The organism is Rhodococcus sp. IEGM 27 (assembly GCF_033142305.1).
Classification (GTDB): Bacteria; Actinomycetota; Actinomycetes; order Mycobacteriales; family Mycobacteriaceae; genus Rhodococcus_F; species Rhodococcus_F oxybenzonivorans.
This window is the reverse complement of sequence record NZ_JAWLSG010000011.1, coordinates 20,554-40,609: the sequence shown is the minus strand read 5'-3', so window position 1 is coordinate 40,609 and position 20,056 is coordinate 20,554. Positions and strand designations below refer to the sequence as shown.

The 20,056-nt window shown below is 66.2% G+C and carries 16 protein-coding genes and 1 pseudogene; 7 read left to right on the top strand and 10 right to left on the bottom strand.

The features are described 5' to 3' along the window. Positions 1-66 precede the first annotated feature (66 nt). From R4P95_RS27855 to R4P95_RS27845, 3 genes are all read left to right on the top strand, one after another. Positions 67-714: an MspA family porin gene (locus R4P95_RS27855; RefSeq protein WP_317747409.1), complete on the top strand. Its 648-nt coding sequence runs from the start codon at positions 67-69 to the stop codon at positions 712-714. 153 nt (positions 715-867) lie between these two features. Then, the gene (locus R4P95_RS27850; protein WP_317747408.1) at positions 868-1,992 is read left to right on the top strand and encodes a hypothetical protein; all 1,125 of its coding nucleotides are present in this window, start codon (positions 868-870) and stop codon (positions 1,990-1,992) included. Between the two features lie 63 nt (positions 1,993-2,055). After that, positions 2,056-2,676: an SMI1/KNR4 family protein gene (locus R4P95_RS27845; protein WP_317747407.1), complete on the top strand. Its 621-nt coding sequence runs from the start codon at positions 2,056-2,058 to the stop codon at positions 2,674-2,676. 583 nt (positions 2,677-3,259) lie between these two features. Here R4P95_RS27845 and R4P95_RS27840 read toward each other — a convergent pair. The 8 genes from R4P95_RS27840 to R4P95_RS27805 all read right to left on the bottom strand — a co-directional run bounded on the left by R4P95_RS27840 (position 3,260) and on the right by R4P95_RS27805 (position 13,275). Then, positions 3,260-4,330 (bottom strand): YhcG family protein, encoded by a 1,071-nt coding sequence (locus R4P95_RS27840; protein WP_317747406.1) that lies wholly within the window; start codon positions 4,328-4,330, stop codon positions 3,260-3,262. Between the two features lie 88 nt (positions 4,331-4,418). Further along, positions 4,419-4,961 carry an RNA polymerase sigma factor gene (locus R4P95_RS27835; RefSeq protein WP_317747405.1) on the bottom strand — a complete coding sequence of 181 codons (543 nt, stop codon included), beginning with the start codon at positions 4,959-4,961 and terminating at the stop codon, positions 4,419-4,421. A 141-nt stretch (positions 4,962-5,102) separates the two neighbouring features. After that, complete coding sequence (locus R4P95_RS27830; RefSeq protein ID WP_317747404.1) at positions 5,103-5,498, bottom strand: hypothetical protein; 396 nt, start codon at positions 5,496-5,498, stop codon at positions 5,103-5,105. Between the two features lie 174 nt (positions 5,499-5,672). Further along, complete coding sequence (locus tag R4P95_RS27825; protein ID WP_317747403.1) at positions 5,673-6,599, bottom strand: C39 family peptidase; 927 nt, start codon at positions 6,597-6,599, stop codon at positions 5,673-5,675. A 135-nt stretch (positions 6,600-6,734) separates the two neighbouring features. Beyond that, positions 6,735-7,604, bottom strand: coding sequence for a hypothetical protein (locus R4P95_RS27820; protein WP_317747402.1), 870 nt, complete (start codon positions 7,602-7,604; stop codon positions 6,735-6,737). A 216-nt stretch (positions 7,605-7,820) separates the two neighbouring features. Beyond that, positions 7,821-9,719: an Hsp70 family protein gene (locus tag R4P95_RS27815; protein WP_317747401.1), complete on the bottom strand. Its 1,899-nt coding sequence runs from the start codon at positions 9,717-9,719 to the stop codon at positions 7,821-7,823. Positions 9,720-9,961: 242 nt separating this feature from the next. Continuing rightward, positions 9,962-11,389 (bottom strand): GTPase, encoded by a 1,428-nt coding sequence (locus tag R4P95_RS27810; protein WP_317747400.1) that lies wholly within the window; start codon positions 11,387-11,389, stop codon positions 9,962-9,964. Next, the gene (locus tag R4P95_RS27805; protein WP_317747399.1) at positions 11,386-13,275 is read right to left on the bottom strand and encodes a dynamin family protein; all 1,890 of its coding nucleotides are present in this window, start codon (positions 13,273-13,275) and stop codon (positions 11,386-11,388) included. Before R4P95_RS27805 ends, R4P95_RS27810 begins: the two co-directional genes overlap by 4 nt. 270 nt (positions 13,276-13,545) lie before the next feature. On the opposite strand from R4P95_RS27805, the gene R4P95_RS27800 reads away from it, so the two are divergent. The 4 genes and pseudogenes from R4P95_RS27800 to R4P95_RS33695 form a co-directional block, all read left to right on the top strand. After that, positions 13,546-14,820, top strand: coding sequence for a hypothetical protein (locus R4P95_RS27800; RefSeq protein WP_317747398.1), 1,275 nt, complete (start codon positions 13,546-13,548; stop codon positions 14,818-14,820). Positions 14,821-15,018: 198 nt separating this feature from the next. Further along, entirely contained in the window at positions 15,019-15,228 is a 210-nt protein-coding gene (locus tag R4P95_RS27795) for a hypothetical protein (protein WP_317747397.1), read from the top strand. Positions 15,229-15,704: 476 nt separating this feature from the next. Then, positions 15,705-17,387, top strand: coding sequence for a ribbon-helix-helix protein, CopG family (locus R4P95_RS27790; RefSeq protein WP_317747396.1), 1,683 nt, complete (start codon positions 15,705-15,707; stop codon positions 17,385-17,387). Positions 17,388-17,630: 243 nt separating this feature from the next. After that, a pseudogene (locus R4P95_RS33695) lies at positions 17,631-17,960 on the top strand (DUF6924 domain-containing protein); the annotation flags it as partial. Between the two features lie 27 nt (positions 17,961-17,987). On the opposite strand, the gene R4P95_RS27785 reads toward R4P95_RS33695, so the two are convergent. Next, the gene (locus tag R4P95_RS27785) at positions 17,988-19,442 is read right to left on the bottom strand and encodes a hypothetical protein (RefSeq protein WP_317747395.1); all 1,455 of its coding nucleotides are present in this window, start codon (positions 19,440-19,442) and stop codon (positions 17,988-17,990) included. Continuing rightward, complete coding sequence (locus R4P95_RS27780; protein ID WP_317747394.1) at positions 19,439-19,888, bottom strand: hypothetical protein; 450 nt, start codon at positions 19,886-19,888, stop codon at positions 19,439-19,441. The genes R4P95_RS27785 and R4P95_RS27780 overlap by 4 nt, the downstream gene beginning before the upstream one ends. Positions 19,889-20,056 lie beyond the last annotated feature (168 nt).

Here is a 20,056-nt window from a genome sequence, read left to right as displayed (position 1 = left end):
GGGGGTCGTGGGGCATCACCTCCGGCTGCCCGCCCCCCGATTCGCGTGTTCACGAGGGGATTGTCGATGTCGGTTGCTGGCAGAGTGCTGCGCGGGTTGAGTATCGGGTCGATTGTGGCCGTGGGGGCTGTGGTACTTGCCGCGGGCACAGGATCGGCGGAGCCGAATCCGGTTCCCGATGCGTTCGAAACCACCACTGCCGGTGATGGCTGGGTACTGAACATCCGCAAGACCGGAGAGATCGTCAATCAGGTTCCGAACCTGGCTGCCTCCCAGTTCAGCAGGGAAGGCTTCGTCTCGTACCGAGCGGAGGCCGATATCACCGGTAACGGTGACGCCCCGGTGAACGGGGCATCACTCGAGACGGGGTATCAGGTGGGCTGCGGCATCGATGTCTCATCGGGACTTGCGGTGGGCCTTGGCCTCTCGGTGGGGCCCTCGATCGGGATCTCGGCCACCGGGCCGAAAGCCGACCTCGGTGCGCAGGTTCAGCCGAACGTGTCGACGACACTCAAGCCCGGCACGATCACGGATGTGCCGTTCAAGACGAAGGAACTGGCGAACGGGAAGGCTGGGGTGTCGGTGAAGAACGTGCACCTCAAGATCGATGGGTGCATGGGCCCGGTCTCGATCCGTTCCTACGTCACCTTCTCCACCACTAGTGACTCTTTCGACGACACCGTCGCTGCTTACGGCCCTGTCATGTGGTTGTAGAGAGCCGTGGTGCGGGGGAGAGGCGAGATCGTGAGACGTGCACTACGGGCGTTGGTGTGTGCGGTACTGGTGGCGGCTCCGGTGGTGGCGCTCACGCAACCGGCGTATGGGGCCCCGGAGACACCGGCGCAGCGATGCGAACGAGAAACACAGATGTACAACGATGCGTGGGAGTCGTCGTGGCTGTCCGCGCATCCGGGTGATCCGGGACCGGTTCCGCCGCCTCCCGCCCCGTACACCTGCTACGACCCTGGCCCGGAGCCGGAAAACGAGCCATTCGATCCGACTGATCCGGTCGATCCCGGCGCCGACTCAGGCGAGGGGTTGGTCACCGAAACCAATCCCGATGCGAACTCGCCGTTGACCGTTCAACCGAACCTCAACGGCCCCATAGTCGTTCCGGGCCATGCGCCGCCGGTATTGCCGGGGCAGCCGGTTCCGGCTCCGCAGCATCTCCCCGGCGCTGGCTCATCCGACGGGGGTCCGCCGCCCAGCGGCGGGCTTGAGCCGATCACGCTCCCTCTCCATGAGACGGGATGTTCACTCGGGTGCACTGTCATGAGCCGTGAAGAGATTCACGAAGTCGTCACCGAGATCATCGGCCCGCTCGAAGACGAGGGCTACGATCCGATCCTTGTTCAGAAGGTCATCGACCGGGTCAACACGCTCAACCGTGGCGCGTTCGGGTCGAAGGATCAGATCAAACAAGAAGTCTGGTCCGAGTTCAAAGACGAGTGGTACCAGGCTTACCGGGATCGGTTTCTGACCCGAAACAGCCGCCAGGACTGCTCCACGAGCAACAAGTCCAAGGACTGTGAGGGGCTTGTGGCCGTCTGCTACAAGCAAAATGCACCCGTCACGCCCGAAATCGTGGCTCAACGCACCGCCTACATCGCGGGTGCAAATGCCTATACGAATGGGCCAGGCGGGCCGGCGCAGAAGATGTCCACGACTGGACCGTTACGTCGCACAGCGAGCTCTCTCGCCCAACAGGAGCGAGAACGACATCCCGAGAAATACCAGGGACTGGTAGTCGGTCACGTGCCAGACACGCAATGGACAGGCCCACCGCCCGGCAACCCCGCCTCGATCCAACCGTGGCTGCCGATGGACGAAGGGCTCAACGGCGCGATTGGAGGCCAAGGAAACGGCTATCCCAACGGCTATCGGGCGCTCGCGTTCGTCCCTGGAGACTACGACTCGGCGAATCGCTGTTCCCCATCCCTCGGGTTCCCGTCACCGGGTCTCAACACGCCTCCGACGTATCTTGGGAACTGATGCACCATGACCAATCATCGAACGACTCGTCGCCTGAAGTCGATTTTCGCCTGGAGGCCCCGTATGCAGCACCTGAGAACCACCTTCACACTTCTTGCGGTACTCGCTGTCGCCGGGGCGTGTTCGCAGTCACCCTCAACAACCGACGCCGGCGAAACCGACTGGTGGAGCACCGCCATCGAAACTCTGAAACACGAGCAGAAGGCGGAATACGAACGTCAGAAAAACAAGGGAAACGACTACGCCTGGATGCTGACCACACCCGAACCCCCGGCAACGGACGCGGACATCACCGCCGCCGAAGGCCGGCTCGGGACAAAGTTCGACAAGCAGTTCAAGGACTGGCTGCACCACGTCAACGGGTGGCAGTTCTACTGTGGCGCTGACACCCTCTTCCCCCTCAGCGACGTTTCGAAAGATTCGCCCAAAGCAAAAGCGCTTCGCATCTGGCTCGATAATGCCGACCTCACGCCGACCGATGTGGGCGTCGACTCCTTCGACGATCTGATAGTAATCGGTGGTGCGGAGGGTGCGTTCTACATCGCGACGGTGCGCTCCGACCAGAGCCGAGAGGTAGCACCGGTCTACGAGTTCGGCGGTGGGGTGCTCACGCACACAAGCTTCAAGGACTTCATCCAGGCCAACATCGATCTGGCCAAAGATCAGGTGAACAACCCGTGGTGACGCGCCAGTACTAACAGTCCCACCACCCAGCGGTCGGACCAACTCCCGATCCCTCCCATCCAGAAGATCGGGAGCGCCAGCACCAAAGAATCGGTGTCGGCGTACTCATCGTCGTTCAACCCGAAATCGGATTCCGCTCCCTGTCGGCGGCCGCGGGTGATGAAAAGCGGCGGCGTCGAAATACGCTGCGTCTTAAAGGCGCACCACGGCATTGACCGGCACACGATGCGCGGCGAGAAGCACATCTACCCCGGGACGACTTGATGATTTCCGGTGATGTCCCGTTTGGATGTGTGGACCGGTCCGCGGGTGGGTTTTCCTGCGGCCTCGATAGATCGCACGCGTTTGAGGTGGTGCCATTCCTCCTCGGGTCAGGTATCCGCGGGTTTTTCTGTTCGCCGATCTCCGCCACTCCGCGCCCGATGCCCCGCCCGCTCGATGCCGTCGAGGAGATCGAAGTGTGGCTGGGGCGATCCGCAGCCGTATCCGTTCCTTCGCTCGTGCCGTGGGCAGCCGAGGCGCTCCGTAGTGCGTAATGCCGTTCCTCTAGGCGTGATCACGAGTAGTGGCAACACCCGTTGGTCTATTGATCGGTGTCAGCGCGTGATGACGAGCTCTCCGTCAGATTGGTGAGGGTCTCCCCGACTGCGGAAGCCAGTTCATCATCGGTGGGGACAAGCTCCCGGACCGGCGCGGGCAGGGTGTCATAGGTGTAGTCGGCTACCGCCAACGGCGCTGTGGTTCCCGCCAGGGAATAGCGGACGACGTTGTCATTTCGTCCGGCGCACAGCAGGATCCCGATCGTTGGCGCGTGCTGGTTGTGATCGCGCAAGTTGTCGTCGATCCAGGACACGTAGAAGCCGAGCTTGCCGACGTACTCGGGCTCGAACCGGCCGACCTTCAGCTCGACCACAACGAAACGGGCCTGGATCCAGTTGAAGAACAGCAGGTCGATGTAGAAGTCGTCACCGTCGACGGCGAAATGGTACTGCCGGCCGACGAACGCGAAACCGTGCCCGAGCTCGAGCAGAAACCGTTCCAACCGGGCCATCAGCGCCGCCTCGAGCTCCCGCTCCGCAACCCGATCGGTCAGATCGAGAAAGTCGAAGACATACGGGTCGCGGACCAGTTGCTGCGCCAGGTCGGAGTCACCGGTGGGCAGGTGTTCGGTGAAGTTCGACGGCGCCGCGCCGATCCGCTGGTCGAGTCGATTGCGAATCTGATGGGACAGGACGTTGCGGGACCAGCCCCGCTCGAACGCCGCGGCTGCGTACCAGTCGCGGGAACCCTGGTCGTCGAGACGGTCGATCAGCACCGTCACGTGTCCCCACGGGATTTGTCCAACAGGTTGCTGGACAAATGCACTCCGCGGCCACGCCGAGGCGATCTTCCGCATGTAGTGCAGATTGCTCCGGGAGAACCCGCGCATCTCGGGAAACTCCGAACGCAGGTCGACGGCAAGTCTGTCGATGACCTTGCTCCCCCAACCCTCGGCCTCCTGGCGGTCCAGGATTGCGCGGCCGATGTCCCAGTACAGCAGGAGTAACTCGGTGTTGACCACTCGTGTAGCCCGGACCCGCGCCTGCCGGACCTGTGTCTTGAGGTGGTCGAGGAAGTCGCGGTAGTCGTCGGGCAGCAGTCCGGAATCACTCACCCGCCCATCCTCCCGCACGGCCGGAACACGAACGTAGGTCACCGTCGATACGTACCACGCGTCGCGAACGGATCTCGTCGCGTGCGATCTACGGATCGGTCGCGGGTGTGAGGAGTGTGGCCAGTTGCTTGCGGGCGCGGTGGATTCGGGTTTTCACGGTGGCGACGGTGACGCCTTGGTGTTCGGCGATGTCGGCGTAGGGCAGGGCGGCGAATTCGGCGAGCACGATGGCGACGCGGAAGTCTTCCGGGAGCTGGGCCAGGGCGCGGCGGACCGCGTCGATGGTGGCGACCTGCTCGTCGAATCGGGGTGCGGGGTCTTCGAGGACGATGCCGTACTCGCCGTCAGTGTCATCGAGGCTGTCGGTGTTCTTGCGGCGGCGGACGACGGCGAGGGCGGCGTTGGCGGCGATGCGGTGCAGCCAGGTGTTGAAGCGTGCGTCGCCGCGGAATTTCGGCAGGTTCTGCCAGGCGGCGGTGAGGGTGTCCTGCAGGGCGTCTTCGGCGTCGTGGGTGTTGCCGGTGATCTGCAGGCATACGTGCCAGGCGTTGGTGCGGTAGCGGCCGACGAGCTCGGCGAAGGCGTGATGATCGCCGCCGCGGCATGCCGCGATCAGGTCCGCGTCGTCCATGTCTGGTTCCCCCCGTGCCGTGATCACTGTATTCGCCGCCCCCCGGGCGCCGAGGGAATCGTACCCGCCGTCACATACAGCCAGGTCGACCAGGAACTCTGCTGCGGACCACGCCCGGGGCGGGTGAGGATCGGTTGGTGGTCAGAGTGGGTCGATGTCGTGGTGCCCGCCGAGGTCGATGCCGGGATCGGCCGGGTCGTCGACGCCGAGCGTGGACGGGTCGACGCTGTCGTCATCGAGAAGATCCTCGCCCGCCGGGAGGTCGAAATCCGGTTCGCCGGTATCGGTATCGAGGTCGGTGACCCCGCCGTCACCGTCGGTGTCGAGTTCGTCGTCAAGCAGGATGAGGTCGTCGTCCTCGGGTACGACGGGAACGTCGTCCATGTCGGGGACGAGATCGGAGTCAGCAAGGGCGGTGGTCGGGTCGAGAGCGATCTCGAGCGCGCGCGCCCACACATCGTCGGGCACGGGCGGCAGCGCACTGCCCGATATCCCCAGTGCTGCAAGGACGGAGTCGTCGTCCACTGCTGCTCTCACCTCGTTTCCCTCAGTGTCTCGGTGCGCCACCACGGCGCACCCTTACCAGTTGGATGCATCGGATCGTCGAAAGGTTCCCGCCGATCACCGGCCTTCTTCCGATCACCGTCGACATCCGGTGTGGCCTCTCCAGTGTGCACGCCCCATGCGTGGTCGGCTGGTAGCGACCGGCGACTACAGGTCGATCATCGCCCACCGGCGATCGGGGGAGGCCACCGCCATCGCCGCCGGGTCCGGATGGTCGGCCAGGTCGCGGTCGGGGGTGTCGGCGACCAGCATCCGGCAGCCCGAATCCGCCCAGGCGTCCTCGAACTGGTCGATGGGAACCTCGAGCTGGTTGCCGTTCGGGGCGCCGGGGTCGGAGAGGATCACCACCCCGCGGGTTTCGTCGATGCCGGCGACGACGAGGAAGTGGTCGGCCGTCGCGTCTTCCCCGGCTTCGGTGTCCGGGTTCCAGATCTCACCGGAGTCGACCATCGCGATCACCCCGTAGCCGCCCTCGAGCTTGGCTTTCAGGTCCTCGATCGAGCTGTCCTGCACGGTGCAGGGCACCCCTTGGTCTTCGAGGAGGATCTCGAGGTTCGGCAACGTCATGCCGCGGGCGGGGTCACCGTCTTGCATGAGTCCGAGTTCGAGGGCCCGGTCGACCAATTGCTGGGGGTCGTCGATGACCACCCCGGTGTACTCGGCGATCACCTGCGCGGCGCTCGACGGCCCGCAGTAGCCGTCGACCTGCTGGTAGAACCAGTTCACCGACCATTCCACCGGGTCCCCGTACACTCCGTCCCCGCCCGCACCCTCGACCGGAGACTGCGGCTCAGTGCCCGGTACCGGGTCGGCTGCGTCCACCTCTGCCTCGTCCCCTGGCGGCGGGAGCATCGGCGGCTCGTCGAGATCGGGGTCGAGTGCGCTCAGGTCGATGCCGGACAGATCCACCGCTGCCGCCGGGTCGGCGAGCACCGCGAACGGGTCGTCCTCGACCGGTCCGGGGATCGCGTCGAGGTCCTCCTCGATCGGGACCGGTTCGCCGAGGTACGTGTCGTCGTCGAGTGGGCCGGCGGACCAGGCTGCGGCCGTGAGGTCCGCGTGCATGTCATCCATTGTGCTCTCCCGGAGTGAGGTTCGACCCGCACCCGACGTCGGCAGGTGGCAGGGGTGGGGTTGCACCCACCGGCCGGCCACACCGACGGCGGGGTGCGACGGCGCTGTGGTGGGTGGGTCGGGTTGGGTGTGGGGTCAGGTCAGGTCGGTGGCCGTAACGTCGGCCGGGGTCTCGCCGGGGTAGGTGCCGGCCTGCTCGTGGTAGTGGTCCTCGGCGGGGATGAGGGCTTCGAACTGCTCGATCGACCCGAGGTGCCCGTCGGTGGCGGTGTCGAACGACTCCTGCGAGCCGTCGTTGTCGGTGTCGGTGGTGCGCAGGTCGAAGGTGCCGTCGGCGTTGGTGTCGACCAGGGTCTCGTTGGTGATCCCGTCAGCGTCGGTGTCGAGGACCGCGGTGTCGAAGCGGCCGTCACCATTGCTGTCGATCACCTGCAGATCCGGGTTGCCGTCGGAGTTGGTGTCGAACTGGGTGTCGGTGATCAACCCGCCCGCGATGACGTCCTGGCGGACCGGTGCACCGGTGGCGGAGTCGAGGTGGGTGGCGAGGTCGACGGTTCCGTCGTCGTCGAGGTCCTCGGCGAGCCGCACCCCGCCCGCGGTCGGGGCGATCCCGGTCTCGTAGGTGCCGTTACCGTCGGTGTCCTGCTCGACGAGGGTGATGGCACCGTCCTCGTCGATATGGGTGATGGTCTCGACTCCCTCGACGCGGCTGTGGATCAGGTCGACGTCCCCGTCGCCGTCGACGTCGCGCGGCGAGTAATACTCCCCGCCGACGCCCGGGACGGCCTCGCCGGCGGCGCCTGCACCCAGATCGGTATCGGCTCCGGCTTCCCGGCCGGTGGGGGCCGCCGCGGTGGCGGGGATCGGATCACCCGCGGGCGGCTGCGCACCCGCGGCGGGGGAGGTGGTGTAGGTGGCGTCCTGCGGATCCCCGGTCAGGTTCGGGCTGGGCGAGGTGGTGCCGGTGGAGTTCTGGTTGTCCTGTGCGCTGCGGGGGTTGCTCATGGTCACAGTCCTTGTCGTCGAAGGTCGCTGGGCGGGAAGCGGAGTTCCCTTGTGTTGTCGAGAGTTGGATGCGGTGAGCGACCCGAAAGGTTCCCGGCAGATCCGAAAAAGTTTTCACACCGGCCGCAGCCGGTGTGAAAGGCCCGGTAAGACAGGTGCGCCCGCCCCGGACAAGCCGGGGCGGGCGCGGGAACTTCTGGCGTGTTCTTCCGGGGGTTAGTTGATCAGGCCGGCGCGGGAGAGGAACGTTTTCGCCCCGGCCAGGCCCTGGGCGTCGCCGAAGCTGGCCATCACCCCGGTCGAGCCGTTGGCGTACCAGATCGAGTAGGTGCCCGCGTAGCCCGGACCGTCGATGTGAGCGGCCGCGGTCCGCGGAATGTTCTCCACGATCTCGTTGTCGGTCGAGGTGGTGTCGTTCTGGAAACCTTGCCGGATCCCGAGGACCCGCTTCTTCGCTTCCGCGGCGTCGACGCTGACGATGATCGACTGGTAGTCCTGATCGGAGATCCCGGTGGTCAACGCGCTGCCCTCTTTCACGGTGCACTGCATCTCCACGCCACCGTTCTCGGTTTCCCCGGTGGTCTTGCAGTCCGTCAGGTCGGACCGCAGCGACGCCGGAAGCGCCGCCAGCACAGCCTCTTTCGTGGTCGGAACCTCGGTGCTCCCGTTCCCGGAGGTGCCCGCCGGCTCCGCGGCCGCGGGGTCACCGGCCGGCGCGGCGGTGTCGGCGGCGACCGGCGGATCGGCGGCATTCTCGTCGCCGCCGGTGAGGGTGATCGCCCCGATCACCCCGGCGATCACCACGACCGCGGCGGCTGCGGCGCCGATCACCAACGACTTCTTCCTCCCGGCACCGGCACCGGCGCCGGTGGGTGCCGGTGAGGGGGTGGGGTGCCAGGTCGTCGTCGCCCGGCCGGGACCTGGTGACGGGATGGGTGCCGTCGGCGCCGGACCGCCCGGGCTGCGGGGTGGGTCGGGATGGGTGTACCGCGGCGGGGCTCCGCCCGGAAGGGTGGTGTTGCCGAGGCCGCGGACGATCGGGGCCGCCGCGGCGATCGCCCCCTGAGCGACCACGGTCTTCGGGTCATCGAGGGTGGCGATCGGCCCGAGGGCTTTGAGGTGTTCCTGCACGATCGGGATCCGGGAGGACCCGCCGGTCAAATACAGCGCGTGCAGCCCGGTGGGGTCGGTGACGTGGGCGTCGGCGAGCGTGGCCCGGGTCAGGGTGACCGCCTTCTCCAACGCCGGGGTGACGAGTTCCTCGAACTCCTCCCGGGTGATCTGGAACTTCTCGGTGTGCCCGCCGCCGGCGACGGTGATGGTCGCCGACGGCGCCTCCGACAGCAGTTCCTTGGCGCGGCGGATCGAATCATCGAGGGCGTGCCGGACATCGATCGGCGCCGACCGCAGATAGTCACCGAGTTCGGGGTTGCGGGCATCGAGTTGCTCGTCGACCCACCGGCGGATGTAGGCGTCGAAGTTCTTCCCACCGAGCCCGTTGTCACCGCGCGCGGCCACCACGTCGAAGGTGCCGCGGTCGTTCGCGGCCAACACAGCGATATCGAGGGTGCCGCCACCGAAGTCGAACACCGCGATCTTCGCGCCCGGAGGCAGGGTCTTCGAGCGCGAATAGTAGTGCGCCGCCGCCCGCGGCTCGGACACCGTCGTCACCTGCGAGGCATCGAGACCGAGCCGGGCGGCCGCGTCGAGGAGTACCTGGATCTCGCGTGGGGACCACGCCTCCGGGTGGGTGAGCACCAGCTGGGCGGGCGCTTGCCCGGCGTGCGCGGCCCGCGCCCGGGCCATCACCGAATCGAGGACCGCGGCAACCGGCACCGACGACGGGATCTCGTAGCCGTTGATGTTGACCACTCCCTGCCCGATCACCCGTTTCGGTGAGGGCATGTAGGCGGCCGGGTTGGTTTCGGCGCGGTTGGTGGCCACGTCCCCGACCGCGATCTGGTCCGGTGATTCGACGAACACCGCAGAGGACATCGTGGTGCGGTTGTGGCTGAGCTGCAGCGCTTCCACCGCACCGCTGACCGCACCGGTATGCGCGGCGGCGGTGTTGGAGGTGCCGAAGTCGATTCCCAGCAACCAGTCTTGCCTAGACATTGCTACCCCCCGACATCGAACCCCACGAAGAACATCCGGCGACCACGACGGCGCGGCCGCGCCCGGGCATCATGTCACGCCGGCACACCGGCAGCGGCTCGGACGGTCGGTAGAACATCACAGGGGTCCTTCCACACAAAGGGGGTCTTTCGATTCGATCAAGCGGGTAACAGTTCGATGCGCGCCGCGGGTAAAAGGTTCCCATCCCGGCCACACCAAAAATCGGGTCCGCCATGGTGGGGTCAGGTGGCGGCGATCGTGCTGTAGGTGTGCGCCAGCACGATCAGGGCGGCGTCCTCGGCGGCGGTCATGGTCGACAGGGCCTGGGTGTGCGCCCAGCTCAGCTTCTGCTGCGCCGCTGCCCGGATCTGGTCCGGGCCCGCACTGTCGGGGAGCCCGAGTTGCCGTGCCGGGGTGCGGTGTTCGAGGAGCCGGCGCAGTTCGGTGGTGACGGGGGAGCGGGGGTCGGCCTCGAGCATGGACCGCAGGTGTTCGAACAGCACGACGGTGTGCAGGGCGGGGTCGCGGCGCAGGGTGTCCACGACGGCCCGGATCTGGTCGCGGGCGGGGTGGGTGAACGCGAGCTGGTCGAGTTCGCGGATGATCCGGCTGGCCCGGTGCACGGCGGCGAATCGGCCCAGATGCTGCGAGAGCACTCCCCGCAGTTGCGGGATCCCCGAATGCGCGGTCAACCACTCGTTCAGGGCGGCGGCTCCGCGGGCGGCGACGTCGCGGCCATGAACGATGCCGTACTCGCCGAGCAGATCGAGGAGCCGATCACGTACCGCGGGAGGCAGGGCGGTGGGGGTATCGGTGTCGAGGAGGTCGAGGACGTCCAGGGGCCCGTGCCCGGTCAGCGAGGCCAGGACGCGGGCGTCGGCCTCGGTGAGTGCCCCGGTGTGGGAGGTTTCGGCGAGCAACCCGGCGATCGGCAGCACCGTCATCACGGTGTCGGCGAGCCGGCCGGCCAGGACCCGGGCGTGGGCGATGGCGTGCTCGAGCGGGTTGCGTTGCCCCAACGCTCCTTCCCCGAACCCATCCGCCCTCGAGAGCACCCCGAGGGTGTTGAGCGGGGTGAACCCGAGCTGTTTGAGGAAGGAGATCTCGTCGGCGCGGGGTGCGGAGTCGAACAGGAACACCGCGGCGTCGGCGTCGACGGAGGCGGTGCGGGTCTGCTCGTATCCGTCGATGAGGACCCGGCGGGTGCGGGCCTCGTTCTCGGCGGTCAGCGTGGCCAGACCGGGGGTGTCGACCAGGGTGAAATCGCGGATCGCCGCCGAGGGTAACCACCGGTGCAGGTACGCCACCTGCTCCGGCGGCACCCCCAGCTCGGCGGTGTGCCCGCGGACCAGGTGCACCGGCGCCCGCCCGCCGTCGAGTAGCACCACCTCCGCGCGGGAGGGGGCACCATCCTGGTAGACGGCGACGATGCTGGTGGCCTCGAGGGCGGCGGTTTCGGCGACCGGCGCCCCGATCAGGGCGTTCACCAGGGTGGATTTGCCGGCCTTGAGGCGGCCGACGATCACGATCCGCGGTGGCGACCAGAGGATCTGGCCGATCCGGTTGGCGTGCACGGCCAGATCGGGGGCCAGCGCGGCGAGCGCATGCAACGCCCGGTCCAAACCCGCGCGCACCGGATCCCCGGCCGGGGCGGTGGGGGTGGCCGTCACCGCACACCACCCCCCATGGCGGATGGGGGAGCGGGGGTGGACAGTTCGGTGATCAACGCTTCGGCGCGGGTGATGTTGTTCTCGACCACCCGCAGATTGTTCTCCAGACGGGTCAGCTTCTTCTCCCGGGTGGCCTTATCCGTCCGGGCGGTGTCCTCGGCGTCCTTGATCTGCTTCTGCAGGGTCTCGATCGAGGTCTTCACGTGTTCGCGGTAGCGGATCACGATCTCCGGGCGGGCCAGCGCGAGGGTGGATTCGAGCATCCGCGCGGTGGTCGTCTTCGTGGTCGCGATCGTCTCCCGCAACCAGGCCAGCAGATTCGTCTTACCGGCCCGCATCGCCTTGAACCCGAGATTGAACCCCACCCACGCCACGCCGACGACCGCACCGACCCCCATCATCGCCGAGACCCCGATCAGACCGCCGAGCATCGACGAGCCCATCACCCCCATGGTGATCATCGACGGATCGAGCAGCCCCTGCCGTTTCCCGGCCACCTGATGCGTGTCCAGGGTGCGGTTCGACAACGTCGCGAGGACCTTCTCGGAGATTTCGTGCCAGATCACCTCCGAGGCGAACCTCGGTTGCACGATCTGGGTGTAGAGCTGCTCGAGGAACAGATTCACCGCCCCGGCCATCGCCGCCTGAAAATCGCGTTCCATCTCCGCGGTGAAATGCTGCGGGTTCCGCCGCAACACCGCCATCCCGTTCTTGTTGATCCGGGTCGTCCACTTCTCCCGGATACCGTCGAGGCTGCGGTCGAGATCATCGGTGGCGTGCTGACGAATCAACGTCAGATCCCGCTGCAAATACTGCTCCCACTGCGCCGAATGGTCTTTCAGGCTCTGTAACTGCGCCAACTGCGCGGTCAGATCCGGGATGACCTCACCGCTGCGGGTGATCGCCCCGATCTGGGTGCGCATATCCGCCGCCAACGCCGCCAACCCCTCGGCCGCCGTCCGCAACCCGGTAATCGCCGGAAGATGTTCGGCAATGCCGAGTTTCGCCCCGATCAGCTCCCGCAGCTCGGTGATCCCCGACCGCACCTCCGCTGCGTCCCGGTCCGGGCCGGGCGGCATCTCCGCGGCGATCACCGCCCGCAGACTCGACACCCCCACCACCGGAACCTGCCGGCCCAGATGCCGGGCCAGCAGCTCACGATCCTCCTCGACGATCAGCCGCCAACGGCGAATGTTCTTGTCCGTCTTGGTGACCACCACGATCAGCGACTCCACCGCGGACCCGGTCCGCTCGATGAACGCCATCTCCGGTGCCGTCAGCGGGGTACTCGCATCGCACACGATCACCAACACACACGCCTGCGATGCTGACGCTTCCGCCAGCACCGCGTAGGACGGATCCAACCCGCCCACCCCCGGAGTGTCGATCACGGTGACGTCACCGAGCCGACTGCCGGGCACCGGGACGATCGCCCGGGTGGGTAACTCCTGGGCCCGGGCGTCGGTGACATGGGCGCCCTCGCAGGAGACCCAGTCCGCCAGATCGGCGTGCGGGATTTGCTCGGTCCGGTCCGGGAACAGGATCTGCGCCGTTCCACCCGGCTGCTCGGGCGTGGCCTCACCGAAGCTGATCGTCGTCGACGTCGTCACGTCCACCCCCACCGGGGACGCATCCCGCCACCCGACCAGCGCATTGACCAACGAACTCTTGCCCCGCTTGACCTCACCGACCACCACCACCGACCGGGTCTGCCCCATACTGGCGGCCCGCTGCTCGGCGAGATCACTGATCGCGTCATACCCGAACGGCCGCAGAACCTTCCCGGTGATCGACGTCAGCAACACCTCGGCGCGCTCCCGGGGCGGCGCCGGGGCTGCGGGGGAGGGGTCATCGGCCGGCTGCCCGGCGCGTGCGGCACTCTCCACGCCCACCCCCCCCTTCCCGTCGTCGACCTGCGCGCACCGGTATGCGGGCGCGCTCGAACCCTAGCGTGAGCGGGCCCGGACCGGCACCGCCAACCCAGCCCACCCCCACACCCGACCTGTGTGACGCAGGACACTCGCCCGATGTGGGAACCTTCCAGGCGGCCACGGCCTCCAACTACCAGAACCACACGCCCCCGCCCGGCGACACCAAAAAACGGACACGCACACAACCAGCGCGGGGCGAAAAACAGGGAAGGGACCGAAAAGACGATGAGGACCACCATGTGGAGGCCGGCCGCGGCTGTGCTCGCCGCCGCCGTGCTGTTGGCCGGCTGCGCCAGCACCGACGACCCCGCCGCCGAACCCACCGGCAAATCCGGCGGCGACGCCGCCCCGAGCGCACAGGTCGATCCGGCCGCCCTCGACACCGGCAGCTACCCCACCACCCCGGCCCCGGAGTTCGGGCGCGCCACCCAGGAGACGATCCTCGACGTCGACGGTCAGCGGCTCGCCGAGTTCACCGTCGTCCCCTTCGAGATCGACCCCGAACTGACCTCGGTGAAGATGCCCACGATGGTGATGCGCAGCGGCAAGAACCTCGGTGTCGTCCTCAGCGACGCCGCCGGCGACATCGCCCACAACCACCAGATGCTCTACGGCTACGTCTCGACCGCCACCACCCCCACCACGAAAACCACCGACCCGTCCCGATCCGTTGTGCAGGCGGTGATGCGGTTCAACAACCCCGACGACGCCGCCGCCACCGCCCGCGAGATCCACCAGAACCTGCTCACCGTCGACGACGGAACCGGCCTCGAGACCGCCGAGAACATCGGCATCCTGCCCAACACCCTCGCCTCGACCGGCCAGACGAACTTCTCGGCCGGCCCCGAGGTCTCGGTCAACGCGTTCACCCCCCACGGGAACTACCTGCTCTACACCTGGGCGAAAGCCCCCGCCGCCGAGAAGGACTGGACCGCGAAGGCCGTCGCGAAGGCCCTCTCCCTGCAGGAACCGCTGATCGACCAGTTCCCGGCCACCCCGACCCGCGCCCAGAACGGGGGACAGTCCCCGGAACTGCCCATGATCGACCAGGACAAGATCCTCATCTACGCCATCCCCGAAGACGACGCCCAAGCCCAACTCGGCGACGACATGGCCGCCTACGGCCCCCGCGGCATGGCGCACCGCTCCACCAACCCGCCCCTGACGTACAAGGTCCTCACCGGCGCCGGATCCGAGCACAACGCCGTCTACAAAACGACCGTCTACCGGGCCAAGGACGACGCCGGCGCCCAAAACATTCTCACCGAATTCCACAACGATCTCCTCGCCGAGGGCTTCACCGCCGCCCCTACCCCGCCCGGGCTGCCCGACGCCAAGTGCGTCACCAAGGACACCGTCAACGGCACACAGGACTACTGCATGGTCGCCAACGGCCGCTACGTCGGTGAAGCCAGCGGCACCGACAACAAAAAGGACGTCGATCAGCAGATCTCCGCCCAATATCTGATCCTCGAGCACGCCGACCAGGACGCCGAATAACCCCCCGGACAAGCACTGTTCGCCGGCACCGCCCCGACGGTCCACGTCTTCGAGCTGCACAGGTCGCCGCCGACACCGGCGCGGTCGTCGACCGACCCGAACCCGCTCTGAACCATCGCGGCCACCGAGCTGCCAAGGGCAGCTGACCGGCCACAAATCCGCACCATCAGCAGAAATCCACCGAGACAGGGAGAACCCATGAAGAAGCTCATCGCCAGTGCCGCACTGCTGGCGGGCATCACCTCGGCCGGCCTCGTTCTGGCGCCGACCGCCTCGGCCATCGACACCGAGGGTCTGTACAACCAGTGCAGCGGCTTCCACGACGGCAGCACCTGCTGGTCGCAGGAGCACGGCGTCTTCGAGCACCTCGACCTCGACGGTTTAGAGATGGGATACAAGCACAACTAAGGTTGCGCGAGTAGATGATTCGCCCGAGGATGGCGGCCGTGGGCTCCGCGGCCGCCGTCCTCGGGTCTCTCGCTCTCGGCGCCACTATGGATCGGATCTCCAGACGGTGCTGCCCAGGCCGAGGCTCGGCATTGTCCCCCGGACTCATAACCCGGACACCTGACCCTGGTGTGACCCTCCCTTCAGACGGCGCAGGCCCGGTACTCATCGTGTGTGGATGACCGGCCGTTGCCCAGGCGTGTGTGCGCGACCGTTTCGTGGGAAGTACACTCAACGACGTTCGCAGAGCATCCCCCCAAGTTTTGCACTGTTGAACGCCCCCCGTGTCCAGCGTCCCCCCGGATCTGGACACCCGCGCCCCAGTGCCACCCCCCGGTGCTGGGGCGCATTGCGTTCCATCGACCAGCAACCTCCGGATCTGATCTTCCCATCCCGAACCAGCTTTCGAACATCCATCCTCACGGAGAATGACAGCGATGACCGAGACCGCCAGCAGCATGGGCCGCGTCCCTGTCGGCGATCCGATCCCGCTCCGCTTCGATCCGCAGACCAAGCAACACCTCGAGGAGGTAGCCGCCGGGATCGGCCCCCGCCGCTTCGGCGCCTTGGTGCGTGTGGCCGCCCACCGCCTGCTCGCCGACCCGGACCGCGTTCCCGCCGCACTCGATGAGTACCGCCGCGCCTGCGCCGCCGCCCGGAGCCTCCCAAGGGTGGAAGTATTCTTCGACCTGGACCCGGCCACCGACCGGCGCCTCGATGATCTGGCCCGCGACCACCACACCAAACGCAGCGCGATCGTCCGCGTCGCCGCACACCGCTTCCTCACCGCGGCGGGCCGCTTCCGACCCCACGTGCTCCGTGAGGACGCCCGCGACGACCTCACCTGCCGAACCCGCCTGCACGTCAACCCCTCCACACTGGTGCGGCTCGACCGGCTCACCGGCCGCAACGGTGACGTCCTCACCCCCGCGGCACTGCGGGTCGCACTACGCCGGCTACTCGACGACCCGGGTGACCTCACCGCCGACCTCACCACGATCGGGGCCGTCCGGGACCTGGCACCCGAAGTCTTCGGCCCGCGCACGAATGTGCACTTCGATGACGATCTCCGCGATCAACTCGACGCCCTCGCGCGCCGGCTCGGGTCCGATCGCGGCGAACTGATGCGCCTGGCCGCCCAGCAACTCCTGGCTCATCCGCGGGACCTCGAGCAGGCGGTGACCGACGAGATCTACCGGGGGGACGCGAACCGCGGTCAGCTCCTCGCCCGCAACGAACGCCGCAAAACCACCACCGCGGCCGCTACTGTGCCCGCCGCGGCGGTGAAGGCGCCGTCACCGGCCGGGCGCCCGTTCGGGAAGCCACACTCCTTCCTCGTGGACGAGGACACCAAACGCCGACTGCACGAGCTCGCCGACGCGTACGGGCCCCGCCGGGTCTCGGCCCTGGTGCGGGTGGGGATCCGCCGACTGATCGCCTACCCGGACGCCGGAGCTGCTCTCGCGCAGGCCCGCCGCGTGTCCGCGCAGGCCCGGGAGGTGCCGCACGAGCGAATCACCGTGCGGCTCGAGCCGCCGCCCGCCGCCCGCCTCGCCGCCCTCGCCGCCGCCTATGCGGCGACACCGGGTGATCTCGTCGCCGTCGCGCTGCACCGATTCCTCACCGCACCCGGTGACTTCCGGAATGTGCTGCTGGCCGAGAGCACCGCGGTCCAGCTCGAGGCGAAGTTCAGCGCGTCGATCCGCCCCTCGATCCGCCGCGAGGTCGAGCAGCTCGCCAACCAGTACGGGAAACGGTTGACCTCGGCGCTGGTGCGTGTCGCGGTCCGCCGACTTATCGACAACCCGGGCGACCTGACGGCCGACCTCACCGCCGTTGCCCCCGTGCGTGGTCTGCGGCCGGAGCCGCTCACTGCCAGAATCGCCGTCGCCCTCGACGACGAACTCCTCGTGCACCTCGACGCCCTCGCCGACCGGCTCGGCTCCACCCGGCAGGAACTGGTGTACCTGGCCGCCACACGCATTCTCCGCGACCACACCCACATCGAAACCCGGATGCTCGACGAGATGTATCGAGCCCCAGGCAACCGGCAGAAACTGATCACCAGACATGCCCGCCGCGAGCGAAGGCGCCGGAGTCACCGCGAGGATGGTGCTTGACCTGCGAGAATGGTGCGTGGGTCGGCCCCGCACCACCGGAGGGCCCCATGTCTAGGTTTATGCGCCTCGCCCTCATCGTGTCCGCGGCGGCCGCCGCCCTGTCGCTTCGCGTGGGGTCCCGTTGAGAGTCTTGTAGATCCGCAGCCGCGTAGACACTGAGATCGCGGAAGTGATTAATTAGGCCGTCCAATAGGTCGACGCAGAGCTCAGAGACTCCGAGTCCACTGTCTTAGTTCTGGTTTCATGCCACAGAGGAGTGGTCGACACGGGGAGCCGGATCGGCGTGTGTGGCGGTACTCATCTCTGATGGACCGTCGACTACCCAGTGGTGCGTCACTTCTTGTGCGCACCGACTTCTCCAGCGATGAAGGTTGGATCGAGGCGTTGCGGGCGACCAGTGAGGACACCGACGAGGACGACTACTGGCCGCAGTTCACCGTCGTTGACGACAGGGCCTTCGAGGGGTTGACGGTCGAGGAAGTACGGGAACTGCGCGATCCGGATCTAACTTACGTCTTCCTCGCCGACGAATGCATGATCACCGATCCGGAGCATCCCATACTTGCCGTCGAGACCTGGAACAGCCAGGTCTACACGCTCTCACGCATCCTCGTACCCGGTCTCGATCGCAAATCTCGGCGTACCGAGTGTCTCGGTGACTTGAGTGAACAACTGCGGCGAGTGGTAGTTGAGTACTTGGGCGGCGGTTGTAGCCAATTCCCTGATGCTTGCGCCGGTTCGAGTGTGAACGGTACTACCGCCAAAGTCGACGAGCAGGCTTGACATGCCTTCGGCCGCCGCCTCTGAAGGGATTCGGACCGTCGCCTCAGTTACGTAATACCGATCCTCAAGTGAGGTAGCGACCTCTTCCACGTCTCCCCGGACATCAGGACTCTGTTCGGCATCGACTGTGATCGACCGTCTAATCCCGTGCAGAGCCACTCTTGCTAGACGGTAGTTGGCCAGCGGGCCGCGAAGGTCTTCCCACGACGCAGAGGATCGGTTATCCCTAGCTCGGATCAACTGACCATTGCGGGCGACCAAAATCCGTTGCTCTCCGATATTGAGACCGAGTCGTCCAGAGTCGAAAGACCAATAATCGCTGCTTTGCCCGCCAGGATCGGTCGTCGTGGCTAAGCCCGCCTCGTCACTCCTTTGCGGTTTCGATACTCCAAGGTAGGCCCAGTTCGCTTCCCAGTTCGCTGCGTTCGCCGTGATAAGAGGCGTGACATCGAGGTTGGAGAGATCGTCTCGGATGCGTTCGAGGTCATCGAAGGACATCAATGTCCCGACATACCGCCAGAAGGCCGCGTTCCTGATTGCTTCCGGTTGTGTTAGGAGCCACGGCAAAAGGTGACGGAGCTCGGCAAGAGAGAGTTTGCCTCCGACGAGCGAGGAGTCTGCTCTCAAGTCGTCCGAGGTGGCGTGCATCGCGAGTTCGATGAGCTGCGCGGTTCGCGTGATGCGGGCCGCGGCATCCTCAACAAAACTGTTAGAAATTAGAGTGGCCAAACTTTGCTGATCCACACCCGAGTCAGGGGTGGAGGGGCCGCCGACCAGCATTTCAGCTCGATCGTGATCGATATGCCCTCTGGCCCCGCGGACGAAGTTAGCTCGCACAAGTCGCCTCAGAGGAGACTGTGCAGTACTTTCGGCTCCAGCGATCACTTCGACTGCTTCGACATCCGTCACAAGTGTCCGCCCGGAAACGGCATCCGCGCGCTCGGTGTGATCATTACTCAGTCTTTCAGACCGTTCGGCACTCGTATCTAGTGCGAGTAAGACTGGTTCGACCTTCGCAAGATAGCTCTCGTCCTCACCTGCAACTATCGAATCGTAGGAGTCCCGAAGATACACGTTCCGTTGTCCGCGCTCGCCTGGCCAGCTCATCACGAAGTCGGGCACCGCACTGTGGTTGAAGTATTTCGTGTCCTCTATGTGTGCCGTGCTGTCGAGTTCTTCGAGTTGGCTGTGAACCACGGCCTTCACGCGATCGATGTAGGCCAACCCATCCGTAGTGTCCATTGCGTCCCGAAGTGATGCCCTGAAGGTCATAACGTCGTCCTTTTTCGGGGGAGTGCGGTCAGCACCTTGGCCAATTCTTCGGCATCGAGGCTCAATCTCTCCTGTTTCGGATTGAAGGTGAGAACCCAAATCCGGTCTGAAACCAGTCGCAGGATGGCGGGATCAATTGGGCGCCCTGCTAGTAGATGCCCGTATTCTTTCAAAGCAGACTCGATCTCATCCACAGATTCCAGCTGCGTCCAGCGGTTAATCGGCCCAAACGGGTGCCAGGAGACCCACATGAACTGGCGCTTGTCATCCACTCTGGACTTTGCTGAGCGTCGAGCCGTCGAACTATAAGCCACGGCAAGAAACTCGTGGTATTTGTCTCGCAGGTGGGCGTCTGTAGTCACGTTCTTTACCTCCACGGAAACCGGAGTCCGGTCCTCATGAAGGAAGTACCCAGCTAGATCGAAAACCTTGATGGAGTCGTCCAAACACTCCACCTCGCACTGAGCCTCGTTCTTGTACGAGTTCCATGGAAGCTCGACGAACGTTGTGGCCTCAAGCCACCGTTGGGCTGTCCGGGCTCCGACACGACCCTGCTCTTGCGCGGCTTCCCTGGGCATGGGATCAACCTACACATACTTGCTGGTCTGGGATCT

What these genes read in the sequence shown, in the direction of transcription:
- R4P95_RS27855 (WP_317747409.1), top strand. Translation starts at nt 67, where the DNA reads ATGTCGGTTGCTGGCAGAGTGCTGCGCGGGTTGAGTATCGGGTCGATT.
- R4P95_RS27850 (WP_317747408.1), top strand. Translation starts at nt 868, where the DNA reads ATGTACAACGATGCGTGGGAGTCGTCGTGGCTGTCCGCGCATCCGGGT.
- R4P95_RS27845 (WP_317747407.1), top strand. Translation starts at nt 2,056, where the DNA reads ATGCAGCACCTGAGAACCACCTTCACACTTCTTGCGGTACTCGCTGTC.
- R4P95_RS27835 (WP_317747405.1), bottom strand. Translation starts at nt 4,961, where the DNA reads ATGGACGACGCGGACCTGATCGCGGCATGCCGCGGCGGCGATCATCAC.
- R4P95_RS27825 (WP_317747403.1), bottom strand. Translation starts at nt 6,599, where the DNA reads ATGGATGACATGCACGCGGACCTCACGGCCGCAGCCTGGTCCGCCGGC.
- R4P95_RS27820 (WP_317747402.1), bottom strand. Translation starts at nt 7,604, where the DNA reads ATGAGCAACCCCCGCAGCGCACAGGACAACCAGAACTCCACCGGCACC.
- R4P95_RS27815 (WP_317747401.1), bottom strand. Translation starts at nt 9,719, where the DNA reads ATGTCTAGGCAAGACTGGTTGCTGGGAATCGACTTCGGCACCTCCAAC.
- R4P95_RS27800 (WP_317747398.1), top strand. Translation starts at nt 13,546, where the DNA reads ATGAGGACCACCATGTGGAGGCCGGCCGCGGCTGTGCTCGCCGCCGCC.
- R4P95_RS27795 (WP_317747397.1), top strand. Translation starts at nt 15,019, where the DNA reads ATGAAGAAGCTCATCGCCAGTGCCGCACTGCTGGCGGGCATCACCTCG.
- R4P95_RS27790 (WP_317747396.1), top strand. Translation starts at nt 15,705, where the DNA reads ATGACCGAGACCGCCAGCAGCATGGGCCGCGTCCCTGTCGGCGATCCG.
- R4P95_RS27785 (WP_317747395.1), bottom strand. Translation starts at nt 19,442, where the DNA reads ATGACCTTCAGGGCATCACTTCGGGACGCAATGGACACTACGGATGGG.